Annotated in this window: 17 protein-coding genes; 7 read left to right on the plus strand and 10 right to left on the minus strand. The window is 42.0% G+C overall.

Annotated features, from left to right (window positions below):
* Positions 1–31: 31 nt before the first annotated feature.
* Entirely contained in the window at positions 32–946 is a 915-nt protein-coding gene (gene dapA / locus N483_RS21365) for a 4-hydroxy-tetrahydrodipicolinate synthase (protein WP_036975131.1), read from the minus strand.
* A 151-nt stretch (positions 947–1,097) separates the two neighbouring features.
* Between dapA and N483_RS21370 the strand changes: the two genes are divergently transcribed.
* Entirely contained in the window at positions 1,098–1,751 is a 654-nt protein-coding gene (locus N483_RS21370; protein WP_023397842.1) for a DUF6058 family natural product biosynthesis protein, read from the plus strand.
* A 123-nt stretch (positions 1,752–1,874) separates the two neighbouring features.
* On the opposite strand, the gene N483_RS21375 is transcribed toward N483_RS21370, so the two are convergent.
* A complete protein-coding gene (locus tag N483_RS21375; protein ID WP_036975132.1) occupies positions 1,875–2,159 on the minus strand; it encodes a hypothetical protein in 285 nt (94 codons plus the stop codon).
* A 189-nt stretch (positions 2,160–2,348) separates the two neighbouring features.
* Between N483_RS21375 and N483_RS21380 the strand changes: the two genes are divergently transcribed.
* Positions 2,349–2,606 (plus strand): type B 50S ribosomal protein L31, encoded by a 258-nt coding sequence (locus N483_RS21380; RefSeq protein ID WP_023397844.1) that lies wholly within the window; start codon positions 2,349–2,351, stop codon positions 2,604–2,606.
* A gap of 84 nt (positions 2,607–2,690) precedes the next feature.
* Positions 2,691–2,828, plus strand: coding sequence for a type B 50S ribosomal protein L36 (gene ykgO / locus N483_RS26700; protein ID WP_080672543.1), 138 nt, complete (start codon positions 2,691–2,693; stop codon positions 2,826–2,828).
* A 144-nt stretch (positions 2,829–2,972) separates the two neighbouring features.
* Here ykgO and N483_RS21385 read toward each other — a convergent pair whose 3' ends face one another.
* Entirely contained in the window at positions 2,973–7,022 is a 4,050-nt protein-coding gene (locus N483_RS21385; protein WP_023397845.1) for a rhombosortase-dependent cadherin domain-containing protein, read from the minus strand.
* A 359-nt stretch (positions 7,023–7,381) separates the two neighbouring features.
* Positions 7,382–7,768 carry a cytochrome b562 gene (locus N483_RS21390; RefSeq protein WP_023397846.1) on the minus strand — a complete coding sequence of 129 codons (387 nt, stop codon included), beginning with the start codon at positions 7,766–7,768 and terminating at the stop codon, positions 7,382–7,384.
* 66 nt (positions 7,769–7,834) lie between these two features.
* Between N483_RS21390 and N483_RS21395 the strand changes: the two genes are divergently transcribed.
* Positions 7,835–8,926, plus strand: a complete 1,092-nt coding sequence (locus tag N483_RS21395; protein ID WP_023397847.1) for an ABC transporter substrate-binding protein — start codon at positions 7,835–7,837, stop codon at positions 8,924–8,926.
* A gap of 190 nt (positions 8,927–9,116) precedes the next feature.
* The gene (locus tag N483_RS21400) at positions 9,117–10,769 is read left to right on the plus strand and encodes a S8 family serine peptidase (RefSeq protein ID WP_023397848.1); all 1,653 of its coding nucleotides are present in this window, start codon (positions 9,117–9,119) and stop codon (positions 10,767–10,769) included.
* An 8-nt stretch (positions 10,770–10,777) separates the two neighbouring features.
* On the opposite strand, the gene N483_RS21405 is transcribed toward N483_RS21400, so the two are convergent.
* The 4 genes from N483_RS21405 to ybaK all read right to left on the minus strand — a co-directional run bounded on the left by N483_RS21405 (position 10,778) and on the right by ybaK (position 15,563).
* Positions 10,778–11,596 (minus strand): EamA family transporter, encoded by an 819-nt coding sequence (locus tag N483_RS21405; RefSeq protein ID WP_023397849.1) that lies wholly within the window; start codon positions 11,594–11,596, stop codon positions 10,778–10,780.
* A 13-nt stretch (positions 11,597–11,609) separates the two neighbouring features.
* A complete protein-coding gene (locus N483_RS21410) occupies positions 11,610–12,563 on the minus strand; it encodes a phosphotransferase (RefSeq protein WP_023397850.1) in 954 nt (317 codons plus the stop codon).
* A gap of 78 nt (positions 12,564–12,641) precedes the next feature.
* Positions 12,642–14,894, minus strand: coding sequence for an acyl-CoA dehydrogenase (locus tag N483_RS21415; RefSeq protein WP_023397851.1), 2,253 nt, complete (start codon positions 14,892–14,894; stop codon positions 12,642–12,644).
* 210 nt (positions 14,895–15,104) lie between these two features.
* The gene (ybaK, locus tag N483_RS21420) at positions 15,105–15,563 is read right to left on the minus strand and encodes a Cys-tRNA(Pro) deacylase (protein ID WP_023397852.1); all 459 of its coding nucleotides are present in this window, start codon (positions 15,561–15,563) and stop codon (positions 15,105–15,107) included.
* A gap of 259 nt (positions 15,564–15,822) precedes the next feature.
* On the opposite strand from ybaK, the gene N483_RS21425 reads away from it, so the two are divergent.
* Positions 15,823–16,044, plus strand: a complete 222-nt coding sequence (locus N483_RS21425) for a hypothetical protein (protein WP_023397853.1) — start codon at positions 15,823–15,825, stop codon at positions 16,042–16,044.
* 54 nt (positions 16,045–16,098) lie between these two features.
* On the opposite strand, the gene dnaJ is transcribed toward N483_RS21425, so the two are convergent.
* A complete protein-coding gene (dnaJ, locus tag N483_RS21430) occupies positions 16,099–17,232 on the minus strand; it encodes a molecular chaperone DnaJ (protein WP_023397854.1) in 1,134 nt (377 codons plus the stop codon).
* Between the two features lie 119 nt (positions 17,233–17,351).
* Positions 17,352–19,274 (minus strand): molecular chaperone DnaK, encoded by a 1,923-nt coding sequence (dnaK, locus tag N483_RS21435; protein WP_023397855.1) that lies wholly within the window; start codon positions 19,272–19,274, stop codon positions 17,352–17,354.
* A gap of 218 nt (positions 19,275–19,492) precedes the next feature.
* On the opposite strand from dnaK, the gene N483_RS21440 reads away from it, so the two are divergent.
* Positions 19,493–20,302, plus strand: coding sequence for an acyl-CoA thioesterase (locus tag N483_RS21440; protein ID WP_023397856.1), 810 nt, complete (start codon positions 19,493–19,495; stop codon positions 20,300–20,302).
* Positions 20,303–20,318 lie beyond the last annotated feature (16 nt).

Below are 20,318 nucleotides of genomic sequence, written 5' to 3' on the forward strand. Positions count from 1 at the left end.
AGGGCCGCAGATTATACGTCAATTCTCAGCATTAACAAAGCTTAAGTAGCGTCTCATCGACTAAATTGGCTTTTCCGCCAACAATATACTGCTCATCGAGTGCATTTATGAGCTGCTGACCCTCTAATTGCTGAGATTTAGTCAGTGGCACATAGGGCAGTCTAAATACTGGGTTAACTGCACCAGTCATAATCAGTGCAGTGTTAATTGCAATTGGGTTTGGTTCACAAAACAGCCAGCTCATGAGAGGTTGTAACTCTTTGTTAAGCGACTCATTAGGGCTATCCATAAGCTGTCTAAATAGTCGAGGTACTAAGTTTGACGTGACAGATATCACACCATGGGATTGAAACTTATGGCGACCGTCATGGGCTTCATCATCATTTCCTGACCAACAAGCAATTCCCTGTGCTTCATAATGAGCAATACGCTCGTTACCCGCACATTCCTTAACACCGATAAAGTGCCTATGTTTAGCCAAAGGCTCCATAATATCTGGCGTTAAATCTTGTCCAGTTCTACCCGGTACATTGTAAATAAACGCAGGTCCAATTTCTAAAACACGCTCAAAGTGTTCTACCACACCGGCATCCGATGTTCGGCCATAATATGGGTTGATCTGTAACGCAGCATCCATACCAGAAGCGAAACCATACTCGGTCGCTTTGATAGCTTCCCTCGTATTGTTACTTCCGGTATTACCAACAATAATAAGCTTGTCTGAAAACTTGTTAACACTGTGGGCGATCAGCATTAAGTGCTCTTCCCAAGTCATTAACTGACCTTCACCCGTTGTACCGCCAACAATGATACCATCAACACCCGCTGCGATTTGGGTTTCTACTAAAGCATCATATGCCTGAAGATCAATTTCACCTGACATTTGATATGGAGTTTTGATCGCCGTGATTAAACTGGCTTGTTTTATCGTTTGTATACTTCGCATGCAATTTCTAGCTAATTGTTTATATACGACATGTTTTAACACAATTGACCTTGTATGCCGAGGGTAAAAAGCACAGTTTTATAAAATTTCTTGCTTATAAACCAAAAATCATACAAACTCAAAATAACTGTATAAATAACCAGTGTTAAAAATGAGATTAACTGATTATCTAAAATCTAACTTTTACGATGCCCATGAGCTTTGTAGTTTGCTGAAGATCTCACAAGAACAGCTTCAACGGTGGCAAGAAAGTAGTATCTTCCCTAACGCCAGTTACAGCATAGATAACCTAATCAAGTGCAGCTCTTACCTTGGGTTATATGAATGTGTTGAAGTAACCGATTATTACCCCAGAGCAGCGCTAGATTGGGGACAAATGTTGATAAAACATGAGGTGCAGCAATCTAGTCATGCCTATGAATTATTTCAAAACAAATACATCACTACTTTGAAAACCTGTGCAGACAGAGGCGTTGTAAGTGATGATGATAAATTTGGCGATGACCTAATTGAACATATTCAGCAAGTTTGGCAACAGTATTTATGCAGTAAATATGGCGTGATAAGTCAAAATGGTGCAGTTGAAGAGGTTGTGTATATTGACCTCGGACGCGCTTTGGTCGATACACTAACAGACGATAGGACGAGCAACAGTGTACCTCCCGAAAATAGAGCTTTACTACATGAAGCCCTTAAGTTATTGAATAGAGCTTTGAGCCATAATGCATCTCACGAAAAGCATAATTCATTAAGATATCAATATATTGAGAGTGTTATGCAAAAATATGATTTATCTACACGCTAGCCTAATTAAATCAAATCGATTTCTGGTCGCCTTTTTTGATAATTATTTATCCAGATAGATAAAAGCCACCTAATGGACATTAAGTGGCTTTTATGAAATGAGTATGTATAAAACGAGTTTTACCTAATTAACCTCACCATTTTGAGCAGATACTAACCGCTCAAAATGTGCTCTAAGTATTTCAAACCCTTTTAACACTCTTAGTTTATCTTCGCACAAACCGTCATACCAAGAATCAAATTTTTCGTCATCCTCTTGCTCACTTAAAACCTGATATTGGGCCAGCAGTTCCACTATGTCACTGTGTTCGCAAGTTAACTCATCCAATTGCTGAGCTAGCGACGAATGATCCTCATTTTGCAGCTGTGCAATGACACTGTTGTCTAATTGTTGTGATTCTTCGCTCACAGTGTTGTCCTCTTTCTCAATCTCGACTCTAGTTATAACAGTCTGATATTGAAGATCCAGTAACAATTTGCTTATTCGTATAATCATTAGACAAAAGTGTAAAAAAAATTTCAGACAAGCAATTGAAAACCATTCTCAAATAGAATAGTATTTGTGACGTTATCACATTTCGTAAGGTTTAATTTTACTATGAAAGCAAATATCCACCCGGATTATCAAGCTGTTGCATTTCATGACACGGCAGTAGACAAATACTTCATCGTTGGTTCAACAATCAAGTCTGATAGAACGGTTGAAATCGATGGCGTTGAGTACCCATACGTGCCAATTGATGTTTCAAGTGCATCTCACCCGTTCTATACAGGTAAGCAGAAAATCGTTGCAAGCGATGGCCGTGTTGCTAAGTTCAACCGCCGTTTCAAAAACCTTTCTGCTACAACTAAGTAAGTATTGGTTTTTAGTTTACATCGCTATTTTGCGTAGCGATGTAAACTCACCTAAAAGGTGTTTAAACATATTAAGGAGCATAAGTTGAAAGTTCTAAGTTCATTAAAGAGCGCGAAAAATAGACCAGGTTGTCAAGTAGTTAAGCGCCGTGGACGTGTTTACGTTATCTGTAAAACAAACCCAAGATTTAAAGCTGTTCAAGGCAAAAAGAAAAAGCGTTAATCGCTAAAAAGTATTTATGAGTGCTTTGCACAAAAAGTGCTCATCACAGTTTCACTCCCCCCCTTCTAGTTCTCATTTATTTAATGTTTGATCTGCAACTGCTTAAAAAAAGCGACTCTCGCCGCTTTTTAAAATTACCGTGCTTTAGCGCTTACGCCTTCTAAGAAGTGCAAGCGGTGCACTCAGTAAAGTCAGCCAGCCAAATGAACCCGAATCACCATCTTGGTCATCGTCGTCATCTCCCCTGACATCAATGAGGTTAACTCTCACCTCGGTATACTCAGATACATTACCGAACGTATCCTGAGCCCGTACACCAAATCTAATTACACTTTGGAATTCATAATCCAACTCACCTTGAACAATGATATCGCCATTACCAGCAATGCTAAATGGCGCACTGCCTATGATCATGAATGAGTCAACAGGTGAAGTATCTGCATCGGGATCCATAAACTCTAAACGGCCTATGATAGTCCCTAAAGCAGCATTTTCTCTCACTTCAAAAATCTGACCGCCAGGGATATTAGGTGTTCGGTCAGGCACATCTTCGTCATTAGGGTCATCCACAACATCAATTTTCACTTCGACAAAGTTAGATTCATTCCCATCTGAATCAACGGCTTTGACGACGAAAACGAATGCTTGATGAACTTCATAATCAACTAAACCAGTGACCTTAATACTGCCGTCTGCATCTATCTCAAATGGTACATCACCCAAAATTGTGAATGATTCTATCGGAGAATCATCAGGATCTGGGTCTTCAAACTCGAGCATGCCAACAACCGTACCGACTTCCGAGTTTTCAGTAACCTCAAAACTCTGTTCGTCTTTAATGACGGGTGCGACATCGTCATCACCCAGCTCATCCAATACCTCAACATTTACTTCAGTATAATCAGATGTGTTGCCCATTGAGTCCATAGCACGTACGAAGAAGCTGTATTCACTTTGCATTTCAAAATCCAGCTCAGTAGTGACAATCACTTCACCTGTAGGATTGATCATAAATGGTACTTCATCCAAGATCATAAAGCTTTCCACTGGTGATACATCCGGATCTGGATCGGTAAACATTAACATCCCGATAGACGCGCCAGCTTCATTATTTTCCATTACTTCAAATGATTGGCCTTGATCTATCACTGGATCTCTGTCGGGTGGAACTGAAATAGCCATATTAAACATTTGTTGACTTTCAAGTTCGCCATCACTTACCGTCAAAGTCATCTCGTCATCAAATGATGTATAAGGCCTTCCTGATAACACGCCGTCAATAAACGACATGCCCGGCACCGAAGGTTCTAAAGTCAGTGTAAGATCACTTCCCTCAATATCTTCAACTTTATCGTTAAAGTCTAAAACAGTCAGCTCACCAATGAATAACTCAACGTCTTCAATAGGAGAGATCACTGGTGCATCATTAACTGCATTGATAGTAATTGTGACTGCAAATTGCCCGTCTGGCAGTGGGTCATTGTTTGGTGCTGTTTGACTATCAGTCATGCCCTGGAATACAAAGTTGTCTTCGCCAACGTAGTTTTCATTTGGCATGTACATCACATTTGCATAGTCTTGCGCTAATACTTCGGCACCCTGTTCCAGTGCGTTCTCACCATTAAGCAACATACCATTGCTTGGCACCTGAATTATTTCAACTGAATCGAATGCATTAGATAAATTGTCTGCAAAGGCAGAGCCTACTGCCACTTTCATATCTTCGTCAGTAGTAAATTCTCTGTCTGATTGCGTTGAAATTGGCACTTTGTAAGCGCTGCGACCATGCGTAAAGGCAAACAGCTCATTCCCTTTAATCGCAAGTTTAGCGATATTTGTATTCGCTAACCCTAGACCATCAGCCATCCAATTTTGGCCACCGTCAGTTGATACAAACACCCCTAAATCTGTTCCGACAAATAGCCTCTGGGTATTATTCGGATCTACTGCAATTGTCATTGCAGGAATATTTGGCAGACCGGTGTCACTGGCTTGCCAGTTTTGCCCACCATCCGTTGTTTTCCATACGTGTGTCGCATCAAAATTGGAGACAGTTGCATAAATAATTTGGTTGTCTGTCGGGTCAAATGCAACTGAGCTTATCGTTACCCCTGACTGAACGGTTGCGGTTGTCCAACTCGAAGTAGTTGTAGCTTGATCTGCTTGGTATGACACGTAAATAGCGCCATTATCTGTTCCTGCTGCGACCGCGGTTTCCGTATTTGGTGCAATTCCAATTGAATATACAGAACCATCCAATGCCGCAGATGCAGCTGACCAATTTGCGGCTTGGTCATCTGTTCTCCATAATTGACTACCACCTATCCATAAGACTTGTGGGTTTGATGGCGCCATTTCAAAACGGGTTATAAATGGAAAACCATTGTCACCAGTAATACCATTGACAGCACTGCTAAAGCTTTGTCCGCCATCTGTAGACTTTTGTAAAGATAGACGCGTAAATTCACCAAACATAATATCAGCATTGGTCGGATCGATGGCCGTCCATCCACCATCACCGCCAAGAATTTCTACCCAGCTATTAAAACCATTATCCACCCCGACCAAAGTACCGTTATCTTGAGTTCCGCCAAAGTAACTTGTGCCATTGGGCTTGACCGTACCATGATAAAACTGAGTAACTGCATATCCATTATTAAGCGTTGACCAGCTTACTCTCTGCGTTGGATCTGCCGTTGAATTACCGCACACTTCGCTTACCGTTAATCGACCAGACAACGCATTGTCTGTTTTTTGGATCCCGCCATCATTGGCAACAAACATGGTGGTATTCGTTGTACCGTTGTAATCTGGATGAAAAACAATTTCATGTTGATCCGCATGTGCATACTGTGGGTTTGTGGGGTTTAGCCACCAAATACTGGTCGGTACGAATGTTTGGGCACCATCGTCAGAGCGAAAGACATCTATACCACCTGTCCACACTACGTCTGGGTTAAGCGGGTCGACCGCGATAATATTGTCATACCAACCCTGATTGAAAAACTGCGGCGTGCCACCGGTACATTGATCTAACAATCCAAAATAGGTATTGCTGAGCAACAAGCGAGTAAACGAATCTGCAGTATTTTTGGTTACTGTTTGGGTCCAATTCACCCCCATATCTGTGGACTTGTAAACAGAGTCCATCCCATGATCATTGCGATTGGCAGCCAGCGCATAAATAATATTGTTATCTGATGGCGCGACAGCAATAGTAGTTCGGCCTTGTTCGGTGCCAGCAATGACTTGAGACCAAGTCTCTGCGGCATCAGAGCTGCGATGAACTCCGCCAGCATTAAAAGAACCACAAGCCGTCAAAAGTACATCCGTGCCTGACTGGGATAACACAGTTAAATCAGTACAGCCTACAGAGGTACCTTGAGGCACAAATTTGGTTTCCCAAGAAGTACCACCATCTGTCGACTTATGCACACCCGTTCTCGTTGCGGCGTAAATAGTATTCGACTCATTTTGACTAAATTTAATCTTATTTACATACTGAAAATTAGTATTGCTCGCAGTGCTTGAAATCTGTGTCCAAGTCATCCCGGCATCTTCTGATTTAAATAACCCGTCGCCGCGCAATGCATCGAAATTAAACAGGCCTTCACCTGTGCCAGCATAGAGAATATCAGCATTACTTGGATCAAACGTTAAGGTCGTTACTGCAAGGTTTGTCGCCAGATCGCTAAGTGGCTGCCACGACGCACCCGCATCGGTTGTTTTCCATACCCCACCAGCGACACCTGCTGTATACATAATATCGTGATTTGTAGGGTGAATGATGAGAGTCCGAGTTCGACCGCCAATATTTCCCGGACCTAATTCCTGCCACTGACCAAGCTCTTGATTTTGTCCGTCAGGTGCGTTTAAGTTGGGCTGAATTTCTGAAAGCAATGCATTATTTGCTATTGAAAACTGCGGCATCTGTTTAATTTGCTTTAATGCGTCAGAATACTTTTCAACAGGCAGCGAGGTGGCACCAACCGGCAGCCTTTGTTGAACATAAAATTCTTGTGCCTCTTTTGGTTTGTCGTAGCGCTTTGGCGATTGCGACTTTTTCTGTGCTTTCTTTTCTAAAAATTCCGCTTTACGCTCATAAGGTGTCAAAGCTTGATCTTGCAGTGCAATGTAAGACACACCGCCAAGCGCAATGGCGACAGCAATACTCACAGGGTGGAGAAGTCTCATTGGTTTATCCCTTTTCACTTTTTAATGTTTAGAGTGCCTATCAATCTAGGGATCGAGACTTCTTAAATATGACTACAGACAATTTGAATGACAACGCACCAAGCGTTTCACCCTAGCACGCGCAGAGTACGCTTTGTTATCTCTACACTTAACATCGTTCTCTTTTAGATAGGTATCCGACTAGAGTGTAGTAACAAACGCACATTAAACATAAAAAGTTTTTAAAGAGAGGAGAAAAAAGCAAAGGTTTGAGGATATAAGTTAAATAGACACACTCTAGTGTGCCGGTTTGTAAGTTCAGTGACTTACTCTATTTTAAAGGACTGCGCTAATATAAATATCAAACCGGACACTACCGTCTATTTGCCAAATAGCAGGTCCCAAAAACTCGGAGGCTCGTGTAACTGGTGATATTCCTCACGAAGCGAATTAATTTCTTTGAGTGCATTGCGTGCTCGGTCTGGTTGGCCATTGTTAGCCATCACTATGGCACTCTTAGCAACAGCGATAGTTTTATTCAGGCCATCAATTGATTGAGCCTTTTTTTCCGCCTGAAAATTCTCGCTTTTTGCCTGCTCGACCAACGAAATAAAGCGTTCTAAATGGCTAATCATTTGTCCTTTATTCTCAGCCTTTATCGCAAGTTTATACTCGTGACCCATTTTTTTCATGAGCTGGTTGAGATCGCTCGACTCTGCATATACTGAAAAGCCCAAAAACACTGCTATAACCAAAACAAACTTCATGACGCCCCCTTAAAGTTTGCGCTAGTATATATAAATAAACTTTGCAAACAAGACCAAATATACGTAATGGGAAAATTGACTTTAAGCTGTAGAAAAGTATTTGTATTCATTACTTTATTTTGCATAAGCTACCTACATCCAATCAGTGCTGTCGCGGCTCAAGACGCAGCCCGCTTAAAAGTGACATTTGTAAACCCAGGCTCAAGTGGCGTAAATCCAACAGGTAATTTTTGGCTTAACGTCTCTAAAGTAATGAGTGCCGTCGCACAAGATACCAATATTGACCTCACTATTTTATACGCAGAGCGAAATCATATTCTGATGAAAGAGCTTACCAAACAAGCGCTTGAGTCTGATGCTGATTACCTTATTTTGGTTGATGAGAAGCGTGTAATCACAGAAGCACTGCTTGACTCACCCAAAGTCCACCCGAATATTTTGTTTTTATTGAACAGCCCTAATCAGCTAGAAATAAACAGACTGAGCGCAAAAGGTTTTGGCATAAAAGCAGCCATCCTACCTGATAATTATCAAGCCGGAAAAGAGCTTGCACGAGAGTTAGTAAAAACGGTTCAAAAAGATTTAACGGCCACCGAATCATTTTCCATGCTAGCGTTTCTAGGCGATATCGCCACAAACGCAGCCCTAGAGAGAGAACAAGGGCTATTGAGTTACACAAACCGTATTTCAAATGTAAATATTGTAGATAAAGTTGATGCCCATTGGTCTCAGCAAAGAGCCCATGAACTAGCAAGAGGATTGTTAAGGCGACATAGAAATGTCGAACTAATTTGGTGCGCGAATGATGCGATTGCATTTGGCGTTAATCAAGCAGCAATAGAACTTGGTATCAGGGATAAAATCAAAATTGGCGGAGTCAATTGGGACAGTGGTCACGAGGATAAATTAGATGTATCCATTGGTGGTCATGTCTTCCTTGGAGGCTACCTACTTATTGAGCTTAAAAAATACCAGCGTGGATTAGTGAAGTATATCGGTACCCAAAAAGTAGCTATCTTTCGCCCCTATAGCAGTACTTTCGAACCAGTTTACAAAGCCATACATGAAGATAACCTAAATCAAATAGACTTTTCACAATTTGTTGACGGAAAGAAAAGTTACACTATTATGACTTTAAACAAAGAATTAAATTTTTGACCTTTTTTTGACCAAAAATTAGATTCTTTAATTACCACAAAACATTAAATTGAAATTACAATCCCAATTAAGTTTTTATTATAAATTTATTAACCTCGTCGCTTTTTAGCGTATTTTTTGCACTGTTGACAGCTTCTCAAATACCTGTTTTAGTTAAATTGGTTAACAACATGTAACTAGGACAAACAAAATGAAACATAACATTCTAACAAGCACGAAACACACATTACTTGCCCTTGGCGTTGCGTCTGCGCTTGGTGCTACAACTGCACATGCAGCTGCATCTGAACGTATGATTGTCACATTAAAACAAGAATCGATGGCAAATGCGCTACCAGTTGCGTTATCACAAGCTGAGATGGCTGATTTTAAATCTCAGTCTCTTGAATTGTTCGCAAATGACATCAATGCACAAGCGATTAAAACACTACCTAATATCAACGCAGTTGTTATGGAATTAACTCCTGAGCAGCTTAAACAACTTGAGGCTGATGGTAATGTTGCCACTGTTGAAGTTGACCCTAAACGTTTCGTTCCTGAAGCGATTGATGCAAGCATAGCTCCTTTTGCTGAGTCAACACCCTACGGTATTACTATGGTTCAAGCTCAACTAGTCAGCGATGCAGCAGCAGCTAACCGTAAAGTATGTATCATGGACACAGGTTACCACCGTGACCATGAAGACCTTGTAAGTGTTGGTGTGACAGGTGATGACGGCTATGGTTCAAACGATACGGGCCTTTGGCACAATGATGGACACGGTCACGGTACTCACGTTGCAGGTACTATTGCAGCATTAGGCGGCAATGGCACAGGCGTTGTAGGTGTGAATGCATCTGGCAACCTAAAACTACATATTGTTAAAGTTTTCAATGACTCTGGTCGTTGGGCTTATGGTTCTGACCTCATTGAAGCAATCAATCAGTGTGAAGCTGCTGGCGCTAACGTAACAAGCATGAGCCTTGGCGGAAGTGGCAGCTCAACAGCGGAAAGAAATGCATTTGACCAAAGCTACCAGCGCGGCATGCTACACATTGCAGCAGCGGGTAATGGTGGTAACAGTGCTCTGAGCTATCCAGCTTCCTATGACAACGTTGTTTCTGTTGCTGCTGTTGACAGCTCAGAAAACAAAGCGTCTTTCTCACAGTATAACAGCCAAGTTGAAATTGCAGGTCCAGGTGTTGGCGTAAACTCAACATGGAACAATGGTGGCTACAGAAGCATCAGTGGTACATCCATGGCAACGCCTCACGTATCAGGTGTTGCAGCACTAGTTTGGAGTAACTTCCCACAGTGTTCTAACGCTCAAATTCGTGCAGCCTTAAATGCAACAGCAAAAGACAAAGGCGCTGCGGGTCGCGATACATCATATGGTCACGGTATCGTTCAAGCAAAAGCTGCGTATGATTACTTGGCACAAAGCTGTGGTGGTGGCGTTGATCCTGCACCTGTTGCAAACTTCACATTCTCTACTTCAGGCCTAACTGCAACATTCACAAATGGCTCAACTGCTGGTACGTATAACTGGACATTTGGCGACGGAAACTCAAGTTCACAGAGCTCACCAAGCCACACTTATGCTCAAGCTGGTGCGTATAACGTAACACTTAAAGTTACGAACGCTGCTGGCGACTTTGATACAGTTGTTAAGCAAGTAACTGTTGAAGATGCAGTAACACCTCCTGGATGTTCTGGTCTAAGTGCTTGGAGTGCGTCAACGTTCTATCGTGTTGGTGACCGAGTGTCGTATAAAGGCTATGAGTACAAATCGACTTGGTGGTCACGTGGTGCTCAACCAGACATCTTCAGCAATGTTTGGAACAAAGTAGGTAAATGTAATTAATTCATAACCTATTGCGAGAATAAAATACTCGTACACAATATAACCCCAACACAGGTCCACTGAGTTGGGGTTAGTTTTTCTTTAAATACGTAAACTCCGATTAAACCAGCCCCGATTATGCCAATTGCTCTTTTAAGCGCTTCTAAAATACCTGGTTGAATAGATTGCAAAGCAATGAATTGCAATGTCACAGCCAAAGAAAAACACAAAGCGGCTAATATCCACATTGCTTTATGCTTGTTAAGTTTATCAAGCGCCAATGTAGGCCTAAACAAAATCGAATTAAGTACTAACACGATAAATGTGACATACAGAATATGAAAATCCACCGGGCTATGCTGCAAAGCTTGCTTGTCAAAAACAATACATAGACCCCAACAAAATGACGTTACCAAGATATACCCCACTCCTGGCTCTTGAACTGACAGCCTACCTCCTTGCAGTATGAATGACGCCAGTACCAGTACCCCGACCGCAACAGCTTCTGTTAGACTTAACGCTTCTCTCATCCAAATCCAAGCCGCAGAACCTGCGATCACAGGTGTCAAACATAACATAGGTAACATAACAGCCACCTTGCCTAACGCCAAAGCCCGGATAAAACACACACTCCCCACGCCAGCCAATACGCCACTGATTGTTGCCGGATAGAAATAGTCAAACTGAGGCAGTGCTCGGCTGAAAGATAACCAATAAGCAAAGTATGCTGGCAACACAGTCGCGCTAAATACAACAGACATTGCTGGAGCAGAAAAGAATGCTGACAATCGCTTCCTAGCATAGTCAAATCCAACCCAACAAAAGGCACTTAATAGGGCAAATTCCATACTTATGACTAACTTATAATTTGCTAAGCGCAAGTTGTGTTTGGGTTTTCATATACTGATTGATCTTAGGGTGCTCGGGTTTCCAACCAGCCAAAAAACGATGAAAGTCGGCCCATATAAAACACCAACTTTCTCGCCACTCACTTTCCAATAGTTCTATATCTATTGAAGCGTTTTGATTTTTAATCAGCTCTTTTAATTCCGAAAAATAAATATCCAAAAAATATGCTGCATGGGAGCTGAGCTGCTCAGCATTTAGCACTGTTGTGAATAGCAACATGACATCTGCGAGTCCTGTCCCAATGCCCGTATGTTGAAAATCGTAACCCATCACTGAACTATCATTGAACGCAAAGTTTGCAAGTTTAGCATCGCCATGGATCAGCGTTTTAAAACTCACCGCATCGAGCTTTTCATTAATTGCATGAGCCGCACGCTTTAGCGGCGAGTCTGGCATTTTTTCAAATTCGTCAGGTCGAGTTTTCAAATGCCAGTAATTACCATAACCCAACAAACCAAATGAAGACTCACCTCCGCCAACTCGCATCCAATTTGCATGAAAACCCGCTAGCCATTTAAGAGTGCGTTCAATATCACCATGACTCGCCTCGGCTATATTATGAAAACCATGTTGCTCGAAGTCTTCCAGTAACGTAACAAAAGTCCCATCAAATTCATGTAACTCAATTACCTTAGGTGTGTAACACGGCAAAGGTAGGCTTACGGCATAATACGTGTAAAAATACTGTTCTTTAACATAACTACGCACTTTTCTTTGCAACGAGAAGGGAGTTTGCCGAATATTTACATGCTTCAGATCATCAGGTACCTTGCTCAGCTTAACCGCATATTTACAAGAACCAAATTGGAATTTGTCCAAAAAACCACAGCCATTCCAAAGAGCCTGAGCACTTCGTTCGTGTGTTTGGAGAGAATTAAGGTAGTGTGAGTAAAGAGAATGCTGCATAAAAAAACCGTTCGCTTTTTTATGCAGTTTATATGATACACCCAATTATATAAATAATTGGGTGTATGTTCTTAGTATTTATTGATTAACGACAGACTTAACTGAATCGACTTCCTTCGAGTCTTGGATTAAATTTAAATCAAAATCAAACTCATCCACTCGAATCGCTTTTTCACGCTTGCGATTATAATCGACCAACTTAACATATTCTTGCTCATTGATGATATTCGCGACAAAGGCATTGTTTAACGTATCTGCGAAGCTAACACCCGACTTAATTTCACGCTTTTTAAGTGACTTCTTCACTTTCGCTAACGACTCTAAACACCCCATCTTCGCTTTATAAGCCTGTTCATTGATATCATGTCCATCACCTTCAGTCGGCTTAACTAAATGCGTAAGTTGCTGTTTAAAATCAGTGTCTAATTGTGCAGCTTTTGCTAGCTTTCTGATCATATCGTCACTAATTTTTGGCATACGGTGCGAAAAGTTCATTGTCGCAATACGCATAAAACGTCTTGCTGCTTTGCTTGGGAAGTTATCCAAAAACTTATGAAGTGCCTTTTCTGCTTCCATCAATGCATACCGTGTCGCATAGTGAAAATAAGGTGCAGCTTGCGCCCTATCTTGCTGAGACACTTTTTGCTCATAGTATCGAATTGAAGCCATCGCAGCGTACACAAAGCTCATCACATCGCCAAGTCTTGCTGATAGTAATTCAGCTTGCTTTAGCTTGCCACCAAGAACAAGTAACGAGAAGTCTGCATAAACGGCAAGTTTAGAAGCCAACTGCTGCGCTGCTTTTTCATATTGGACGACTTCAGGCAAAGTGGATGAACCTGACGCCAAAAATGGGAATGCACCGAGTTTAAATGCACGAAGCCCGTTACCAACACTATAGCCGACCGTTTTTCTTAAAATTTTATTGAATTCTTTGTCTGCATTCGCCTCTTCGCTATGAATAGACTCGACCATTGTTTGCAAATAGGGGTGACATCGCATAACACCTTGACCAAATATCATTAAGTTACGAGTCAAAATATTCGCGCCTTCGACTGTAATCGCGATAGGTTGTGCAACATACCCGCTTGCCAATGTATTTTGTGGGCCCGTTTGGATTGCCTTACCCGCGAGGATATCCATAGCAGAGTCAAGTACATCACGACCCAACTCCGTCATATGATACTTTGCAATAGCAGTGACAACAGACGGTTTTAGGCCCATGCCTAAGCCTTCAGTTGTTAAAACTCGCATTGATTCTTGCAAAAATGCTTTGCCAGCGATATCCGCTAGCTTTTCTTGGATCCCTTCAAACTGGCCAATTGCCAAGCCGAATTGCTCTCGTACAGCAGCGTATTCAGATGCCGACTTCAATGCAACTTGGCTCGTTGAGACGCCCAGTGCCGGCAACGAAATGCCTCGACCAGCTCCCAAACAACTTACTAGCATTTGCCAACCACGGCCGATATTTTCTTGTCCGCCAATGATGAATTCCATCGGAATAAATACTTTGTTCCCCCGCGTTGTACCATTGTAGAACCGGATCCCCATAGGATCATGGCGATTGCCAAGCTCTACACCAGGGTGAGATTTCGGGATCAAAGCACAGGTGATACCCAAAGATTCCTTGCCTCCAAGTAAGCCATTTGGATCAAACACTTTAAAGGCCAAACCGAGCACCGTTGCTATCGGAGCAAGTGTGATATATCGCTTATCCCAGGTCACTTCAAGACCAAGTACCTCTTTGCCTTCAAACATGCCTTTTGTAACAATGCCTTGATCAGGAATACCACCCGCGTCAGAGCCTGCTTCCGGGCTTGTCAAAGCGAAACATGGAATGTCACGCCCATTAGCAAGTCTTGGTAAATAATGTGCCTGCTGCTCAGCCGTTCCATAATGCAGTAACAATTCACCCGGACCTAATGAATTTGGAACCATCACAGTAACAGCCACAGCTGAAGATTTGGTTGCAATCGTACCAACAATGGTGGAGTTGGCGTAGGGGCTAAACTCTAGACCACCATATTGCTTTGGAATAATAAGGGAGAAAAAGCGCTCTTTTTTCAGAAACTCTAAAATATGTTCAGGTAAGTGCTTTGAATTTTGGATGTGATTCTCATCAATCATCGCCATTAATTCTTTAACAGGACCGTCTAGAAACGCCTGTTCGTCAGCCGACAATTTCGCTTCGGTCACAGCACGTAAAGCGGAAAAATCTGGTTTTCCTTGATAGATAGAGCCTTCTAGCCATACATCCCCCGCATCTAAAGCTTCTTGCTCAGTAACTGAGATGCTTGGCAAAATTTTTCTTAGTTGTGTTCTTAAACTCATAATTAACTCATCCGACCAGATAGATATACCTACATTACGTCATAAAAATCAATTTAGATCAATTGCTCAAATGAAAAAATTAACGATATTTTTACTACTCGCTGAGTTTTTTCTTTAAAACCTACTGATAATTAATAGCTTACACGTGTGCGCTGAAATAATATTTTTTGTCTTCAGGAAGGTAAAATTTGCGATAAAGCATTGCGGATGCTAAAAGTTGGCACAACTTGCTTGCGTTATAGTCATAAGTGTTTGAGGACAAATCGAGATTTCTAGCCCTCTTTTGCCACCACTGACATAAATTTGCTCATGCTGTTTCGCACTGTCATGCAATATCACCGGAATTTTACGCTTATGAGCGAATGGGCTTATCCCACCAAGCAAATACCCTGTAGCACTTTGCGCGCGATTTTTATCAGCCATTTGCGCTTTTTTACCTGACACAGATTTCGCAAAAGACTTCAAATCTACTTGTTGTGTAGCTGGTGTGATGCCTATAAACAAGTCTCCATCTACATCAATCACTAGGGTTTTAAATACCTTACACTCTTCAAGATTTAGCTTGCTAGCGGCTTCTTGTGCATAATTTGGCGATTTTGGATCATGCTTAAATTTTAAGACCTCAAACTGGACTTTACTTTTGGTCAACAAGTTAATTGCAGGTGTCATATTAAATCCTTACTAATTATGGCTTTACTAAAAAATAACGAGTATTCAATCGAGCCTTAGTGCTAAAACATCTACACGTTATTTGCAATTTATTATCCAAGATATTTTTATTATAAATTGTACTAAATTATGCTCGACAATACTGGATTGTCGACTAAAGTAGTATATACCAGCAGATTCAATCTGCGTTGGTAGTTAGAAGCGAAAACTTGCTGTAACAGCGATGTTGAATTGTGCCATTTATAAGTAGGTGCGTCGCATGTATACAAGCTTAGCGCAAGGTATCGGTGTCACTTTGAGTATTTTGACCGTCATTTTCGTTTTACACAGTGAATACAATGCTTGGTCGAACAAGCTAGCGTGTAATGAAAAGTGCGAGCTATTAGGGTGTCATTCAGGAACACTGATTTCAGGAGAAAGCCGACCGGATTTAGTTTGTCGGTGCAACGATGATATGGATTATCTCGTAATATTAGACTGAGAGTAAAACGGCGCCATCGGCGCCGTTTTGATTTATTCTGACAGACTAACCAAATTACTTGGTCAAATCATCAAAAAATTTCTTTACGCCATCAAAGAAGCCTTGTGCTTTAGGGCGGTTCTTACTGTCACCGCTCATGCTTTCTTCAAGCTCTTTTAATAACTCTTTTTGACGCTCATTCAGGTTAACAGGCGTTTCAATTACAACTTTACAGATTAAATCGCCAACAGAGCCACTGCGTACTGACTTCACGCCTTTACCGCGCATTCGGAACATCTTTCCAGTTTGGCTCTCTGAAGGGATTTTAAGATTTGCTCTGCCATCTAAGGTCGGAACTTCAATCTCACCGCCAAGCGCTGCGGTAGTGAAGCTAATTGGTACTTCACAGTATAGATTGTTACCATCACGAACAAAGATTGGGTGCTCTCTCACGGTTACCTGAACATACAAGTCGCCTGCTGGCGCGCCATGCATACCGGCTTCACCTTCGCCAGATAAACGAATACGATCACCCGTATCAACACCTGCCGGAATTTTAACCGATAGCGTTTTAGTCTTTTCTACGCGACCTTGACCATGACAGCTGTCACATGGATCAGAAATAACCTGGCCTGTACCTTGACAAGTAGGGCACGTCTGCTGAACAGCGAAGAAACCTTGACGCATTTGAACTTGCCCCGCGCCGTGACATGTTGAACATGTCTTCGGTTTAGAACCTGCTTTAGCACCACTGCCATCACATGGTTTACAACTTACCCAAGTAGGCACCTTAATCTCTACGTCTTTACCCTTAACGGCCTCTTCTAGCGTTAAGTCTAAGCTGTAGCGTAAATCGGCTCCACGTTGCTGTCTCGATTGACGACGGCCACCACCGCCACCAAAAATATCACCGAATACGTCCCCGAAAATATCGCCAAAGTCGGCTCCGCCACCGAATCCGCCATGGCCTCCACCACCGTTTTGTTCAAACGCTGCATGGCCGTATTGATCATACATCTGGCGTTTCTGACTATCCGTTAGGACCTCGTACGCTTCTTTTACTTCTTTAAACTTAGCTTCTAAAGCTTCATCACCCGCTGTACGATCTGGATGATACTTCATTGCTAGGCGCTTATAGGCCTTTTTTATATCACGTTCACCGGCGTCTTTTGATACACCTAATACTTCGTAATAATCACGTTTGGACATAGTTATCACACTACTCTTACAAGACAACTCTCCGAAACCTACGTTCGGTTGTGAGCCAAAATTTAAAAACACGAAGGGCGCGTCAAGCGAAGTCGCCGCGCGCCCTTAACAGTCAACAATTACTTGTTGTCTTTAACTTCTTCAAACTCAGCATCAACAACATCATCGTCTGCTTTCGCTGAACTTTGTTGTGCACCTGCATCAGGACCTGGTTGCTGTGCCTGCGCATTTGCTTGTGCGATTTCCATTAGCTTTTGAGATTTCTCTGCAAGCGCTTGAGTCTTCGCATCGATGTCTTCTTTGCTGTCGCCTTTAATAGCTGCTTCAAGTTCAGTTAAAGCACCTTCAATTGCAGTCTTGTCGTCAGCTGGAAGTGCATCACCCGCCTCTTCAACTTGCTTGCGAGTAGCATGAACAAGTGCATCAGCTTGGTTACGTGCGCCAACTAGCTCTTCGAACTTTTTGTCTTCTTCAGCATTTGCTTCTGCATCACGTACCATTTTTTCTACTTCATCGTCACTTAGACCAGAAGAAGCTTGGATAGTGATTTTCTGCTCTTTGCCCGTATCTTTGTCTTTTGCAGATACGTGTAGGATACCGTCCGCATCAACATCGAAAGTTACTTCGATTTGTGGTGCACCACGCTGAGCTGGGCGAATGCCTTCTAGGTTAAACTGACCAAGTGACTTGTTATCAGTTGAACGCTTGCGCTCACCTTGTAGTACATGGATAGTTACCGCAGACTGATTGTCTTCAGCTGTTGAGAACACCTGTGACTTCTTAGTCGGGATAGTTGTGTTCTTCTCGATAAGCGCCGTCATTACTTGACCCATTGTCTCAATACCTAGAGATAATGGAATAACGTCTAGAAGAAGTACATCTTTAACGTCACCAGAAAGTACACCACCTTGAACAGCTGCACCTAGTGCTACCGCTTCATCAGGGTTAACGTCCTTACGAGCTTCTTTACCAAAGAATTCAGCAACTTTTGACTGAACTAGTGGCATACGTGTTTGACCACCAACTAGAATGATATCATTTACGTCGCTTACAGACAGGTCTGCATCAGCTAGTGCGCGCTTAAGCGGCTCAATTGACTGATTTACTAAGTCTTCAACTAAAGACTCAAGCTTAGCACGTGTTAGTTTAACGTTCATGTGCTTAGGACCAGTTGCATCAGCAGTTACGTATGGAAGATTAACTTCTGTTTGCTGTGCAGATGAAAGTTCGATTTTCGCTTTCTCAGCCGCTTCTTTAACACGTTGCATCGCTAGCGGATCTGCTTTTAGGTCGATGCCTTGCTCTTTTTTGAACTCTTCAACTAGGTAGTTGATAACTCGGTTATCAAAGTCTTCACCACCTAAGTGCGTGTCACCGTTTGTTGCTAGTACTTCAAACGTGTGTTCGCCGTCTACTTCGTCAATTTCAATGATTGAGATATCAAAAGTACCACCACCAAGGTCATATACCGCAACAACGTTGTCACCTTGCTTTTTGTCCATACCGTAAGCAAGTGCAGCAGCTGTTGGCTCATTGATGATACGTTTAACGTCTAGACCTGCAATGCGGCCAGCATCTTTTGTTGCTTGACGCTGAGAGTCGTTAAAGTATGCAGGAACTGTAATTACTGCTTCAGTAACTTCTTCACCTAGGAAGTCTTCTGCAGTCTTTTTCATTTTCTTAAGAACTTCTGCAGAAATCTGTGGTGCAGCGCGTTTTTCGCCGCGTACTTCAACCCATGCGTCACCATTGTCAGCTTTAACAATGTTGAATGGCATGATGCTGATATCACGTTGTACTTCTTCATCTTCAAAGCGACGACCAATTAGTCGCTTAATTGCATATAGCGTATTTGTAGGGTTAGTAACTGCTTGACGCTTTGCCGGTTGACCTACTAGCGTTTCGCCTTCTTCTGTAAATGCAATAATCGACGGGGTAGTACGATCGCCTTCCGCGTTTTCGATAACGCGCGTATTCTCACCATCTAAAACTGCTACACAAGAGTTAGTAGTACCTAAATCGATTCCAATAATTTTACCCATGTGAATCTTCTCCGACCTCAAAAAATTCGTTGTTCTGTTAGATGACTTGATAAATAGGGGCGGCAATTTCTAATTCAACCTTAAAGTAGAAAAAAATTTCATTTTTTTTCAATTTTTTTTATTTTTAGGATGAACAGAGCAAAAAGCAGTCAAAAAATCTGTATTTATCCATTTAGAGCATATATTCTAATTGGGTAAAAATAACACATGGACTCACTATGGATTTTCATACCTTAATTTCGTCTTCTCAACTACAGGCACAAGAAAGCACCTTAAGCGTTCCTAACACTTGGAGCCAAGGCCGAACCGTTTTTGGTGGGTTGAGTGCTGCGCTGATGCTACAACAAATGTATTTAAAGCTTGACGATGCATCGAGAAAACTGCTTTCTTTCAATTGTAATTTCGTCGCGCCACTCATCACTGAAACACCATTTACGATTAACACCACGATATTAAGGCATGGTAAAAACGTTACGCAGATTGAATCCAGAATTATGCAAAGTGATACTGTATGCCTCGTTGCCCTTGCCTGTTTCGGTACGCAACGGCAATCTAAAATACAAGTAGAATCAACTCAACAACCCCGCATACTCAATCAAGAGATAGTTAGCAGTCAAACGATTAAGTATGTTGAAGGTGTGTTTCCAGCGTTTATTCAAAATATCGATCTCAATATTCAAGCAGGAGCGATGCCCTTTAGTGGCTCTGACTCAACTGAAATTCATGGTTGGATGAAGTTTAAACAGGTCCCTAAGAGCTTATCTCCTGAATTAAGTATCTTAGCGTTAGCAGACGCATGGCCACCAACTTTACTGCAACTGTGCGATAAACCGTCTCCTGCAAGTAGCGTGTCTTGGTATGTAGAGTTTCTACAACCTTTAACCATGAATATATCTGATTGGTTTGGTTATGAGGCAATCACACATCAGGCAAATAGCGGATACGGTATTGAAGATGCAAAAATTTTCTCTAGCAGCGGAGAGTTAGTGGCACTTAGCCGACAAACTGTCGCCGTATTTGATAGTTGATATTCTTTAAATGCTG

The sequence above is a fragment of the Pseudoalteromonas luteoviolacea NCIMB 1944 genome (assembly GCF_001625565.1).
Taxonomy (GTDB): domain Bacteria; phylum Pseudomonadota; class Gammaproteobacteria; order Enterobacterales; family Alteromonadaceae; genus Pseudoalteromonas; species Pseudoalteromonas luteoviolacea_F.